Raw genomic sequence first — 12,124 nt, forward strand, 5'->3', positions numbered from 1 at the left:
TCCCGCCGTGCGCAACATCGGCAAAGCCTATGCGCCGGCGAATGCGCCGAAATTCAGAAAGCGCCACTGGCCGTCTTCGCGCTTGACCACCATGGTGATGAACCAGCCACGCGGCGCCTGTCCCGGCAGGCGGAGCTGCGCGTCGCAATTGAGCCAGCCGAGATCACCGATCGCATAGCCCTTGACCGCGCCGGGGAAGACCCCCGCACCCTCGGGCAGTGGATTGACCAGCATGTCGATCATCGCCGCCACCGCTGCCGGGCCAATCGCTCCCGGCAGCGCGCTGCCCGGCCCGCCCATCGCGACATGGGGATCATCCGCCATGAAAGCCCTGACCCCCACCCGGTCCCCCGCCCGCCAGGCGGCGGTCAGGGCCGCCAGCATGTCGGCGAATTCCGCGACCTCCACGCTCGCCATCATGGCCATGTCCTGTCCCCCCATCAGAAGCGGAAGAGCGACTGGGCGTTCTCGTCGAGGATCATCCTCTTCTCAGCCGCGCTCAGATAGGCGTTGGTCTCGATATAGTCGACGATCTCGACCAGGCTCGCGAATATCTCGTCCGACCCCAGGAGCAGCCGGTCCGTGCCATAGCTTTTTTGCACCAGCAGCATCGCCTCGGGCAGATCCTGCACCGACGTGTCGTACCAGAATTTGCGGAAGGGCCGCATCGGGTCGTCCGCCGTGATCGGCGTATCCTTGATCCAGGAAAAGAAATTCATGCCGACCGCCGCCTTGGCGCTCATCGTCAGCCCGCGCTCCAGATTGCGGCGGATACGTTCCCAGGTATAGGGCAAGTAACCGCCGCAGACGGCGAAGATGAATTCGATGTCGGGATAGCGGTGCGACAGGCCCGAGTAGACTATTCGCTGCGCCGCCATCTGGATCTGCGCCATCGATCCGATCGCGGTGTGCAGGCCATATTCGCGCATGCCGTGATGGCACATGGAATGGGCACCGACAGGATGGATATAGGCCTTGGCCTTGCGCCGGTTCATCTCCGCCCAGAACGGTTCGAAAGCCTTGTCGTCGAGCGGCCGGTCCTGGAACAGCGTCGGGAAACAGATGCCGGCGAACCCCAGTTCGTCGAGGCATCGCTGCATTTCGGCGATCGCCTCGTCCACCCAGGGTAGCGGCACCCAGCCGAACGCCTTCATCCGGCCCCCGGTCTGCACGCCGGTTTCGGCGTAGAGATCGTTCACCACCCGCGCGGCGATCACCGCATTGTCCCGGTCGGGCACCTGCGTGTCCAGCGCCGCGGACGACAATATCTGGCAATCGGTATGGGTGTCATCCATCGCCTTCAGTCGGCCCGACAGGTCACTCGACTGGCCGGCATGCTCGGCCTGGCGCAAGCCCATGCCGGCCAGCAGCTTGGTATAGGCCTGGGGATAGTAATGGGCGTGGACGTCGATCCGCATCTGGCTCTCCTGCTTGATGCTCCATCCTAGAGACGCGCGGCGGCTGATTCCCAAATTGCAAAGGGCTATGGGGTCATGGGGCCAGTTTATGCCGCCCGCCTGCCGGACGCGACGATGGCGGTAGCTGCGGCGCGATTATTTCCTTATGTAAGGAATTAACGCCGCTGGAGTCGGCCTGCAGAGGGGGAGGTCTGCCAGTGAAGGAAGCGCCACGACTGGATATCGATCCGTTCGACGACCAGTTTCTGGCTGACCCCTATGCGCATCACGACGCGCTGCGCGATGCCGGGGCGGTCGTATGGCTCGAACCGATCCAGACCTATGCGATGGCGCGGCATGCCGAGGTTGCCGCCGCGCTCAGGGATCATGCCAGCTTCTGCTCGGGCCGTGGCGTAGGCCTGTCCGACTTTGCGCGGGAGGCGCCCTGGCGCCCGCCTTCGCTGCTGCTGGAGGCCGATCCGCCGCTGCATGATCGCATGCGCGGCATCATGAACAAGATCGTGTCGATGGCCGCGATCAAGGCCTTGCGCCCGGTCTGGGCGGCCCGCGCCGGGGAACTGGTGGACAGGCTGGTCGATCGCCGCTGGTTCGACGCGGTCGCGGACCTGGGCGAGGCCTATCCGATGGCGGTGTTTCCCGACACGATCGGGTTGCCGGTCGAGGGCCGCGAAAATCTGCTCCCCTATGCCGCCGCCGTGTTCAACGGTTTCGGCCCGCGCAATCGGGTGTTTGATCGCGGCAATGCCGCCGCCGCGGATGCGATGGCGTGGGTCGCCATGGCCTGCCGCCGCGAAAACCTTCGGCCGGGCGGATGGGGCGCCGCCGTCTACGAGGCGGTTGACCAGGGCGAGTGCACGCCGGAAGAAGCGGAGCGGCTCGTCCGCTCGTTCCTGTCGGCCGGCGTCGACACCACGATCAACGGCATCGCCCATATGATCCTGGCCTTCATCCGCCATCCCGCCGAGTGGGACAGGCTGCGCGCCGACCCGTCGCTCGCGAAAAGGGCGTTCGAAGAAAGCCTCCGCTGGGATTCGACCGTACAGACCTTCTTCCGCACCACGACGCGCGACGTGGAGGTCGCCGGCACGACGATACCGGCGGGAGCGAAGGTCCTGCTGTTCCTCGCCGCCGCCAACCGCGATCCGCGCCGCTGGGATAATCCCGACCGCTTCGCCATCGACCGCGGGACCAGCGGCCATGTCGCCTTCGGCTATGGCATCCACCAGTGCCTGGGCCAGATGGTGGCGCGGCTGGAGGGCGAACTGCTGCTGGAGGCAATGACGCGCCGTGTCGCGGCGATCCGCCCGGCGGGAGAGCCAAGGCGCCGCCTCAACAACACGCTGCATGCCATCGACAGTCTGCCGGTCGAGGTCGTTCCAGCGTAAAGGTACGATCTATTCCGCGAGCTTCGCCTTCAACGCCCGATTTTCGAGGAACAACTCGCCCACGCGCTTGAACAGTCCTTCGCTATAATAGGCCAGCAACGGCAACCGGCTCGCATCCACCCCCGCGTCGCCCGCGAAGCGCGCGATCAGGTCGTCCGTTCCGGTTTCCAGGCTATTGCCCGCTTCCAGCGCCGGGAAGCTGGGCTCGCGCCCGTCCGCCTCGAACCGCCCACGCAGCGCCTTGTGCCGATCGTCGCCATCGTCGAACGTCTCGAACGCAAAGCCTTCGGCCAGACCCGCTTCGCTCAGGAAGATGCGCAGCTTCAGGCAGAAGGGGCAGCTGTTTTTCAGATAGAGGATCGGCTTGCTCATCGCGGTTCCTTGCGTTGTGGCGGCGCAACCCGCGAAAGAGGTCAGTGCCCGGCGGCTTCGGCCGCGATCAGCCCGTCGAGGTGGCGGTTCGCGCGAACCACCGCCTCGTCCAGCCGCAGCATGCCCATCGTCATGCCGCGCGCCTGCGCTATGGCGCGATAGCGATGCTGCGCCTCGATCATCGGCACATCCTCAAGCTCGAACACCGCCTTCATCGATGTCGCCACGCCTGCGGTCAGCGCCTCTATGCCGATCTTCATGTTGCGGCTGTTGCCGAAGAAATAATGGCAGCTTCCGGCGGCTTCCGGCGTCACGATGTGCGGCTGGCGGGAGATGAAGGCACGGTCGCCCGCACCGCCATATTCCGTTACACGCAGGTCCAGCACCATGTCGGCGGGCGCGCGCCAGTGCAGGTCGATCAGCATGTCGATACGCTCGGGCACATCCCCCTCCCACATCATGCGGATGAGACCCGTCACCGGCTCGTCGCGAATGTCGGACGTGGCGACGATATGGCCGTCCTCCTCGCGCGCACTGAATGTCGTGCGGGAGATGGAGCCGGGATTGCCGAGGAAAGGATGGAGAAATTCGGCATGGCTGAGGTCGAGCAGATTGTCGGCCACCAGCCGATAGTCGCTCTCGACCCGCAAATGCCCTCCCGCTGCAATTGCGAACGCAGGGTCGGGGCGCAATTCGGGATGGTCGGGCGGCGGGACATCGGCCGCGCGATCCGGGTCGCCGGGCCAATACCAGATGATCTGGTCCTTTTCCGCCACCGGATAGACGCGGGTTCGCAAGGCGCCGGGCGCGGGCGGCGCGGGGCTGTGGATGCAGCGCCCGTCGCGTGCGAAGCGCAGGCCATGATAGGGACACTCGATCGCGTCGCCGACCAGCTTCCCCTTCGACAACGGTGCGAAGCGATGCGGACAGATATCGTCCATCGCCATCGGATCGCCGGCCTCGCTGCGGTAGAGCAGCACCGGCATGCCCAGCAGCGTGCGCGCCATGGGCGTACGATCGACCTCGCTCGACCAGGCGGCCATATACCAGGCATTATGGAGAAATCCGTCCGTCATGCGCACAGAATATGAGGATTTGCTCGTCACCCCTACTCATATTGGGGAGGCACGCGAGGGCGGGCCTCAGGCGGCGACGTCGGCCGCGACGGCTCGCATTTCGACCTGAGGCAGAAGGGGAGCAAGATAGCCCTCGATCGTCCGGTACAGCCGGGCATGCAGGTCCGGCGCGTCCAGCAGGCCGTGCATCGCGGCGGAATCGAGCATAGAGCGCACGATGCAGATGGTGTCGCGCGCCGCATTGTCGAGCTGCGCCTCGCTGCACCGGGCGGGATCGACATAGCGGCGGAAGAAGTCGCGGTTCAGCGTCTCGATTTCCCGCTCCAGCGCGTCCAGTTCGGCGGTGCGCGGCAGCCGCTCCTCCTCCAGCTCCAGCACGCGATGCAGCTTGGGCGCATGGCTTTGGAAGTCGATCACCATGTGCATCAGCGCGCTGATGGCGTAGCCAACCGACATGCCGTCGGTTTCGCGCAACATGGCGCGCAGCCCCTCCGCGATCCGCTGATGCTCGCGGGCAACCAGCGCGGCGGTAATCGCCTCCTTCCCCGGAAAATATTGGTAGAGCGATCCGATGCTGACGCCGGCCCGCGCCGCCACGGCATTGGTGTTGAAGCCGGCCAGCCCCTCCGACTCCAGAATGCGAGCAGCGGCATCCAGCACGAATTCCACCGTCGCTGCCGAGCGTTTCTGCACCGGCCGTTTGCGCTGGACCACCTGCATTCCGCGCCCCTCCCCAAACACGAGTAAACCAAACGGAGTATTTGCTCATATTGTGTGAAGCATCGGGGCCGAGTCAATTGGGCACTTTCGGGGAGGGAATGCATGGCGCTGCTGGGGATGCATCATCTGACGGTGCGGTCCGCCGATCTCGACGCGACCGAGGCGTTCGCGCACGATTTCGGCCTGCTGACCGTCGAGAGGAGCGCCGACCGGCTGGTCATGCGGACCGGCGGGGGCGATGCCTTCGCCTATGTCGCGCAGCGGGCCGATGCGCCGGGCTTCATTGGTTTCGCGGTGGAAGCGGAGAGCGAGGCGGACCTGCGCCATGCGGTGGAACGCCATGGCGCGACGCCGATCCGGGACCTGCACACCCCCGGCGGCGGCAAGGCGGTATCGCTGACCGATCCCAATGGGTTCCGCGTCGACCTGGTCACCGGCATCGCCCGGTCCCATGCGGCCGGCCGCGATCCGGACCTTGCCCATAACGTACCCGGCGCCCAGACCCGCATTGGCGGCAACCAGCATCGTCGACCACTAGGACCGCCGCATACCTACAGGCTCGGTCATCTGGGATTGTTCGTCACCAGCTTCAGGGAGACCGCCGCGTGGTATGAGGCGAGGCTCGGCATGATCGGCAGCGACGTCTATCATGCGCCAGACTTGCCGCAGGCGAAGATCGTCGGCTTCTACCGGCTGAATCGGGGCGAGGATTGGGTCGACCATCATATGCTGGCGCTGATGCAGCGGGAGGTCCCGGACCTGCATCATGCCAGCTTCGAGGTGCAGGACTATGAAGCCCAGTTCGTCGCCCACCGCTATCTGGAGGCGCAGGGCCATGAACTGATATGGGGCGTGGGACGGCATCCACATGGCAGCCATGTGTTCGACGTCTGGCGCGATCCAAACGGCCACCGGTTCGAGACATTCAGCGACACCGACCTGCTCAATGCCCGCGAGCCGACCCACGTCCACGACATTTCCACTGTCCAGATGGATGTGTGGCGCTCCGACCCGCCTGATCGCTATTTTGCCTGAAGGATTTGCATGACCGAATTTCATGACGCGACCGGGCTGGCGCTCGGCAGTTTCGGCTTTGGCACCTATGCCGCTGGGGGGCGCAGATTTCCAGGGCTGGTCCAGCCCGACGGGACGCTGTTCGACCTGTCCGACCGCTGGCACGATACCCACGCGATGCTCGACGACTGGGATCGTACGCTCGACCTGCTGGTCGAGATCGCGGCGAAGGGCGGCGAAACGGGGCTGCGGCTGGACACGGTCGAACCGCTGCCGCCGCTCGCCCATCCCAACATGCTGTGCGCCGGCGCCAATTATCGCGTCCATGTGGCGGAGATGATGACGCATAACCGCTTCAACCAGCATAATCGCCAGCCGGGCGAGGATGACGCCGCCTTCTTCGCGCGCAACCTGGTCGAGGTCGACCGGCGCGCACGGGAGGGGATGCCCTTCTTCTGGACCAGCCTGCATTCCGCGTTGGCGGGCGCGAACGCCACCATCCCGCTCCCGCTGGTGGGGGACAGCCACGACTGGGAACTGGAGTTCGGCGCGGTGATCGCCAGGGGCGGTCGCCATCTGCGGCCCGACGAGACCAACGCCCTGGTCGCGGGCTATGTGATGTGCAACGATCTGGGCACGGTGAGCGAATTTCGGCGCACCGACGTCAACTGGGGCTACGACTGGGTCAGCAAGCACCAGCCCAATTTCAAGCCGACCGGCCCCTTCATCGTGCCCAAGCAGTTCGTGAAGCTGGACGAGGTCCGCATCCTGCTGAAGATCAACGGCGCGGTGAAGCAGGACTGGCCGATCAGCGACATGATCTTTTCGGTCGAACAGCTGTTGTCCTACGCGTCGGAACGCATCAATCTTATCCCCGGCGACATGCTGATTACCGGATCGCCGCCGGGCAATGGCGCGATGCACGGTCATTTCCTGAACGCCGGCGACGTGATCGAAAGCGAGATCAGGTTCCTCGGGCGGCAACGCAATGCGGTTATCGCCGAGGATGCGCAGGGCCGCTCCCCCACTTATGGAAAGTTCCCCGCCACATGACCCTTGCCGTCCGGAAAGTCCTGATCGTTGGCGGCGGTCTCGCCGGTCTCTCTGCCGCGATCGCGCTAGGCGAGGCAGGGGCAAAGGTCACCGTCATCGACCTGCATGGCCAGGCCGATGGCGCCTCGATCGCCATCACCAACCGCGCGGTCGACGCGTTGGCCGAGTTGGGCGTGCTCGACGCCTGCGTGGCGGCGGGCACGGTGCCGGGTGGTGGCGGGTCGCTCTTCGCCGGGATGATGAACGCGGCGGGCGAGCCGCTGCCGATCCCCGCGCCGCCCGGCCGCCCGGACGATGGCCTGCCTGCGCTCGTCGCGATATACCGCCCCGAACTGGCGCGCATCCTGAGCGATGCCGCCCGCGCGGCGGGGGCGGAAATCCGGACCGGCACGACCTTCACGGCGCTGGCTGACCAGGGCGACCATGTCGCGGCGAGCTTCCGCGAGGGCGCGGACGAGACGTTCGATCTGGTGATCGGCGCGGACGGCACGCGATCGGCCGTGCGCGAGGCGATCATCCCCGACATCCGCCCGGACTATACCGGCTGGATGAGCTTTCGCGTCGTGCTGGAGGACGGGCCGGAGGGGCAGCCGGGCTTCTTCATGCAGCCCGATGGCGACATGGTCGCGACCACTCGCCTGCCGGGCAACCTCGTCTATCTGGCGGCGGGCGAGAAGATGGACAATCGCCGCCTGTCGCAGGGCGAGGCGACCGAGATATTGGGGCGGGTGCTCGACCGCTATACGGCGCCGCTGGTGCGCGGCATCCGCACGCGGCTGGCGGACGGGCCGCACATCATCGCCCGCCCGTTCGAATGGCTGATGGTAGGCAAGCCCTGGCATCGCGGCCGCATCGTCGTCATCGGCGACGCCGCCCATTCCACCACCGCCAACCTGTCGTCGGGTGGATCGATGGCGATCGAGGACGGGGTGGTGCTGGCGCAGGAGCTGGCGAACAACGCCGATGTGGAGGCGGGCCTGACCGCCTTTGCGGAACGGCGTTACGAACGTACCCGCATGGTCGTGGAAACCAGTGTCGCACTGCTCAAACTGCAGGAGCGCGGCGCGCACCCCGCCGAGGGAGGCATGATGCGGATGCAGGCGGTGGGCGCGCTGATGCAGCCTTATTGAGGGCGCCGACCGACCGGCCGGTCGGCCCGGCACGACACTGATAAACAGGCCGGCGTTAACGGCGCGACGGTGTGCCGACATCGCCGCCGAGCGGCGGAAAGTTCTCGATGCCATCCGCACGCTCAAGATGGCGCATCCCGCTCATGCCTATGTTCGGGGCAACACGGCGAAACGCTACGAATGGCTGGCCCGGTCGCCTGAGGTATCCCGGGTGCGGGAAGCTTTTGGCGAAAACGTCCTTGCTCCTGCAAAAGGCGACCGCGCACGTCGGAACGGTCATTCCCGCGGACATATTCGTAGAACGAAGTTTCGTAATAACGCTGGACTCGAAGGACCGGATCAAGCCCATAGACTATGGAGAGGTTCCAGCCCCAGTCCAGGAAGGCCATTGATGGTACAAGCAGACAGGCGCAGGGTCATGGCGGGCGCCGGAGCCCTAGTCGTCGCGACGGTGTTGCCCCTGCCCGCCCGCCTGCGCGCATCATCGTCGGCCGATGCCCAGGCATTGGAGCCCAACGCCTTCGTGCGGATTGGCACAGATGGTGTCGTGACGGTCATCATAAAGGCGGTGGAGTTCGGACAAGGCGCGGCGACCGGGCTCGCCACGCTGGTGGCTGAGGAACTCGATGCGGACTGGGCCAAGGTCCGGCTCGAATTCGCACCCAACGACAATACGCGCTACGCCAACCAGCGCATGGGTACGATGGCGGTCGGCGGCTCTACCACGATGGCGAGCGCATGGATGCAGATGCGCAAGGCCGGCGCGACGGCGCGGTTGCTGCTCGTAACGGCCGCCGCCCGGCGCTGGAGCGTGCCGGTGTCCGCGGTCACCACCGATCGCGGCACGCTGCGCGCAGGCCGGCATGAGGCGGCTTACGGCGACCTTGCCGCGGCAGCAGCACTTTTGCCTGTGCCCGAGGACGTGGCGCTCAAGGCGCCAGCGCAGTTCCGGCTCATCGGCAAAGTCGCCCCACGCCCGGACTCCGCGCCCAAGTCGGACGGTTCGGCCATTTTTGCGATGGACATGCGCCACGAGGGTCTCGTCCACGCGGTGATGGCGCACCCGCCCGCATTCGGCGCCAGGGTGGCACACTTCGAGGGCGCGGCCGCGCTGGCGGTGCCCGGCGTGCGCAAGGTCGCGCAGGCCGGCAATGGCGTGGCGGTCTATGCAGACAGCATGGCGGCCGCGCTAAAGGGCCGCCGCGCGCTCGACGTGGAATGGGATACCACCGGCGCGGAGACGCGAACCTCGGAACAACTCGAGGCCGAAGCCATGCGCCTTGCCGCGCTCCCCGGCCATGCCGTTGTGGAGACTGCCCCCTTCCCCGCCGACCTGTCCGCCGGATCGCGCGTGGTCGAGGCGAGTTTCGTGCTCCCCTATCTCGCCCATGCGCCGATGGAGACGCTCAACGCCACGATGAAAGTCACTGGTGACCGCCTCGACGTCTGGGCGGGCAGCCAGTTCCAGGTGCTCGAACCCGCCGCCATGGCCGAGGAACTGGGCATCGCCGAGGACAAGGTGCTGCTCCACCAGTGCTACGCCGGCGGCAGCTTCGGCCGCCGCGCTACGCCCGGTCGCGAGTTCGGGCATGAAGCCGGCAAGGTCTGCGCCGCATGGGGCGGACCGCAGCCGGTCAAGTTCGTCTGGACGCGCGAGGACGACCTGACCGGCGGCTTCTACCGCCCGATGATGGTCCACAAGGTCCGCGCCGCGATCGGCGCCAACGGCACGATCCTGGGCTGGGACCACCGGATGGCGGGCCAGTCGATCGTCGCCGGCACGCCGTTCGAGGCAGGCGCGAAGAAGCGCGGCTACGACCAGATGATGGTCGAGGGCGCGAACGAGACCGGCTACCGCATGGCAGCCCACCGCCTGGGCGTCAGCGAGATGGCGAGCCGCATCCCGGTCAACTGGTGGCGCTCGGTCGGCGCGAGCCACACCGGCTTCGTCATCGAGACGATGATCGACCGGCTGCTCGCCAGCGCCGGGCTCGACCTGATCGACGGCCGCATCGCCCTGCTGGAGGACGAGCGTGCCGGCATCGTAGTCCGTCGCGTTGCCGAGATCGCCGACTGGAAGCGTCCCCGCCCTGCGGGCAGAGCGCTCGGGGTCGCCTACGTCAAGAGCTTCGGCACGCACGTCGCCCAGATCGCCGAGGTGTCGCGCGGTGAGGACGGGTTGCCGCGCGTCCACAAGGTCTGGTGCGCGGTCGATTGCGGCTTGCCGATCAACCCCGACAACATCCGCGCGCAAGTAGAGGGCGGCATCGGCTTCGCGCTCGGCCATGCGCTTCATGCCGAGATCGTGCTGGGAGAAGGCGGTCGGGTGATGCAACGTAATTTCGACGATTATCCCTCGCTGCGCATGGGCGAGATGCCCGACGTGGAAGTGGCGATCATCACCAGCGAGGCCAACCCGACCGGAATCGGCGAACCGCCGGTGCCTCCCCTGGCCCCTGCCGTCGCCAGCGCGTGGCGGGTGCTGACCGGACAGGTCATCGAGCGCTTGCCCTTCGCCCGCGCCATCCGGGAGGCCGGCGCATGACCACCGCTTTTACGCTCAACGGAAAGCCCGTGACGGCCGAGGCCGAGGCGGACACGCCGCTGCTGTGGGTGCTGCGCGACGAACTGGGCCTTACCGGCACCAAGTACGGCTGCGGCGTCGCCCAGTGCGGAGCCTGCACCGTCCATGTCGAGGGGGGGACGCGCCGCTCGTGCGTCACGCCCATCGGTACGGTCGCGGGCAAGTTGGTGACGACGATCGAGGGCGCCGCCGGTGTCGATGGCACCGCCGGGCGGGTCGCCAAGGCCCTCCAGCGCGCCTGGATCGAACTCGACGTGCCGCAGTGCGGGTTCTGCCAGTCGGGCCAGATCATGGCCGCGATCGTACTGGTGGGGCAGGTCGCCGAGCCTTCCGACACCGACATCGACGCCGCCATGGCTGGCAACATCTGCCGCTGCGCGACGTACCTGCGCATCCGCAAGGCGATCAAGCTGGCGGCCTCGCGCCTGCGGGAGGCAAGCTGATGCGTATCGCCCATGTCGCCCTCGCCAGCAGTCTCGCGCTGGCTTCCGCTACGGTCGTCGCCAAAGTGGCGGACGGCGGATCGGTTACCTTGCGCGCGCCCTCCGCCTTCGCGGACATCCGCGACGGGAAGATGCGCTCGCTCGCGCTTTTCGCCGAGATGGGCAAGGTCATCCAGCATCCGCGCTGCATGAACTGCCACCCGCGCACCGACAGCCCGACGCAGGGCGACACGATGCGGCTCCACGGACCGCCGGTGACACGCGGACTGGACGGCCACGGCGTTACGGCCATGCGCTGCCAGACCTGCCATGGCGACGCCAACGTCTCGTTCGCCGGCGAGCGCGGAAGCATTCCCGGCGATCCGCACTGGCACCTCGCCCCGCGCGATATGGCCTGGCAGGGCAGGACGCTCGGGCAAATCTGCCGGCAGATCAAGGACCCCGCCCGCAACGGCGGCAAGAGCCTGGCCGCGCTGGTCGAGCACAACCGGGACGACCACCTCGTCGGCTGGGCCTGGAACCCCGGCGAAGGCCGCAAACCCGCTCCCGGCACGCAGGCCCGCTTCGGCGATCTCACGCAGGCGTGGGTCGAGGCCGGGGCATACTGCCCGGACTGAGGCGCCCGGCCCGGACGCGCACCCGCAAGGCGAGACAGGTTTACACGGTTTACACGGTCCGGAGGGGAAAGGTGTCCCTTGGGGCCGGGGATGTGTCGCCCTGCGCCAAAAAGCGTCGCCTTGTGCGCATCGCGCACGCTCCCGGCCTGTCGACGCGCGCGAGTAACGGGGTTTGGCCGGTAGCTCCATCCCGCGAAAGTAAGCCGCCGAGGAAGGTGTAGGAAAACGGATTGTGACTGGCCGGCCGGGCGGAGACGAAAGCAGTCCGCCCGGCGGGATCAGCATCGTCTCGTTGCGAGATAGGCGCGGCCG

At 66.9% G+C, this 12,124-nt stretch carries 12 protein-coding genes; 7 read left to right on the forward strand and 5 right to left on the reverse strand.

The annotated features are described in order from the left end of the window. Positions 1–27 precede the first annotated feature (27 nt). The gene (locus tag ACFFDA_RS02750; protein WP_404478066.1) at positions 28–426 is read right to left on the reverse strand and encodes a nuclear transport factor 2 family protein; all 399 of its coding nucleotides are present in this window, start codon (positions 424–426) and stop codon (positions 28–30) included. A gap of 14 nt (positions 427–440) precedes the next feature. Next, positions 441–1,418 (reverse strand): amidohydrolase family protein, encoded by a 978-nt coding sequence (locus ACFFDA_RS02755; RefSeq protein ID WP_404478067.1) that lies wholly within the window; start codon positions 1,416–1,418, stop codon positions 441–443. Positions 1,419–1,615: 197 nt separating this feature from the next. Between ACFFDA_RS02755 and ACFFDA_RS02760 the strand changes: the two genes are divergently transcribed. Beyond that, the gene (locus tag ACFFDA_RS02760; RefSeq protein WP_404478068.1) at positions 1,616–2,803 is read left to right on the forward strand and encodes a cytochrome P450; all 1,188 of its coding nucleotides are present in this window, start codon (positions 1,616–1,618) and stop codon (positions 2,801–2,803) included. A 9-nt stretch (positions 2,804–2,812) separates the two neighbouring features. Here ACFFDA_RS02760 and ACFFDA_RS02765 read toward each other — a convergent pair whose 3' ends face one another. The 3 genes from ACFFDA_RS02765 to ACFFDA_RS02775 form a co-directional block, all read right to left on the reverse strand. Beyond that, positions 2,813–3,175: a hypothetical protein gene (locus tag ACFFDA_RS02765; RefSeq protein WP_404478069.1), complete on the reverse strand. Its 363-nt coding sequence runs from the start codon at positions 3,173–3,175 to the stop codon at positions 2,813–2,815. Between the two features lie 41 nt (positions 3,176–3,216). Then, complete coding sequence (locus ACFFDA_RS02770; protein ID WP_404478070.1) at positions 3,217–4,251, reverse strand: Rieske 2Fe-2S domain-containing protein; 1,035 nt, start codon at positions 4,249–4,251, stop codon at positions 3,217–3,219. A 66-nt stretch (positions 4,252–4,317) separates the two neighbouring features. After that, positions 4,318–4,971, reverse strand: a complete 654-nt coding sequence (locus ACFFDA_RS02775) for a TetR/AcrR family transcriptional regulator (protein WP_404478071.1) — start codon at positions 4,969–4,971, stop codon at positions 4,318–4,320. A 102-nt stretch (positions 4,972–5,073) separates the two neighbouring features. Here ACFFDA_RS02775 and ACFFDA_RS02780 point away from each other — a divergent pair, with 102 nt between their 5' ends. The 6 genes from ACFFDA_RS02780 (at position 5,074) to ACFFDA_RS02805 (ending at position 11,812) form a co-directional block, all read left to right on the forward strand. After that, positions 5,074–6,006: a VOC family protein gene (locus ACFFDA_RS02780; RefSeq protein ID WP_404478072.1), complete on the forward strand. Its 933-nt coding sequence runs from the start codon at positions 5,074–5,076 to the stop codon at positions 6,004–6,006. A gap of 9 nt (positions 6,007–6,015) precedes the next feature. Next, on the forward strand, positions 6,016–7,038 hold the full coding sequence (locus tag ACFFDA_RS02785; RefSeq protein WP_404478073.1) for a fumarylacetoacetate hydrolase family protein: 1,023 nt from the start codon (positions 6,016–6,018) through the stop codon (positions 7,036–7,038). Beyond that, complete coding sequence (locus tag ACFFDA_RS02790) at positions 7,035–8,168, forward strand: FAD-dependent monooxygenase (protein WP_404478074.1); 1,134 nt, start codon at positions 7,035–7,037, stop codon at positions 8,166–8,168. Before ACFFDA_RS02785 ends, ACFFDA_RS02790 begins: the two co-directional genes overlap by 4 nt. Positions 8,169–8,559: 391 nt before the next feature. After that, positions 8,560–10,713, forward strand: coding sequence for a molybdopterin cofactor-binding domain-containing protein (locus ACFFDA_RS02795; protein ID WP_404478075.1), 2,154 nt, complete (start codon positions 8,560–8,562; stop codon positions 10,711–10,713). Further along, positions 10,710–11,195 (forward strand): (2Fe-2S)-binding protein, encoded by a 486-nt coding sequence (locus ACFFDA_RS02800; protein ID WP_404478076.1) that lies wholly within the window; start codon positions 10,710–10,712, stop codon positions 11,193–11,195. Before ACFFDA_RS02795 ends, ACFFDA_RS02800 begins: the two co-directional genes overlap by 4 nt. Next, positions 11,195–11,812, forward strand: a complete 618-nt coding sequence (locus ACFFDA_RS02805) for an Isoquinoline 1-oxidoreductase subunit (protein ID WP_404478077.1) — start codon at positions 11,195–11,197, stop codon at positions 11,810–11,812. The genes ACFFDA_RS02800 and ACFFDA_RS02805 overlap by 1 nt, the downstream gene beginning before the upstream one ends. Positions 11,813–12,124: the final 312 nt, after the last annotated feature.

It is taken from the genome of Novosphingobium sp. BL-52-GroH, assembly GCF_044813085.1.
Classification (GTDB): Bacteria; Pseudomonadota; Alphaproteobacteria; order Sphingomonadales; family Sphingomonadaceae; genus Novosphingobium.

Excerpts from the sequence above, each read along its gene's own strand:
- ACFFDA_RS02750 (WP_404478066.1), bottom strand. The coding sequence starts at position 426 with ATGGCCATGATGGCGAGCGTGGAGGTCGCGGAATTCGCCGACATGCTG.
- ACFFDA_RS02755 (WP_404478067.1), bottom strand. The coding sequence starts at position 1,418 with ATGCGGATCGACGTCCACGCCCATTACTATCCCCAGGCCTATACCAAG.
- ACFFDA_RS02765 (WP_404478069.1), bottom strand. The coding sequence starts at position 3,175 with ATGAGCAAGCCGATCCTCTATCTGAAAAACAGCTGCCCCTTCTGCCTG.
- ACFFDA_RS02770 (WP_404478070.1), bottom strand. The coding sequence starts at position 4,251 with ATGACGGACGGATTTCTCCATAATGCCTGGTATATGGCCGCCTGGTCG.
- ACFFDA_RS02775 (WP_404478071.1), bottom strand. The coding sequence starts at position 4,971 with ATGCAGGTGGTCCAGCGCAAACGGCCGGTGCAGAAACGCTCGGCAGCG.
- ACFFDA_RS02780 (WP_404478072.1), top strand. The coding sequence starts at position 5,074 with ATGGCGCTGCTGGGGATGCATCATCTGACGGTGCGGTCCGCCGATCTC.
- ACFFDA_RS02785 (WP_404478073.1), top strand. The coding sequence starts at position 6,016 with ATGACCGAATTTCATGACGCGACCGGGCTGGCGCTCGGCAGTTTCGGC.
- ACFFDA_RS02790 (WP_404478074.1), top strand. The coding sequence starts at position 7,035 with ATGACCCTTGCCGTCCGGAAAGTCCTGATCGTTGGCGGCGGTCTCGCC.
- ACFFDA_RS02795 (WP_404478075.1), top strand. The coding sequence starts at position 8,560 with ATGGTACAAGCAGACAGGCGCAGGGTCATGGCGGGCGCCGGAGCCCTA.
- ACFFDA_RS02800 (WP_404478076.1), top strand. The coding sequence starts at position 10,710 with ATGACCACCGCTTTTACGCTCAACGGAAAGCCCGTGACGGCCGAGGCC.
- ACFFDA_RS02805 (WP_404478077.1), top strand. The coding sequence starts at position 11,195 with ATGCGTATCGCCCATGTCGCCCTCGCCAGCAGTCTCGCGCTGGCTTCC.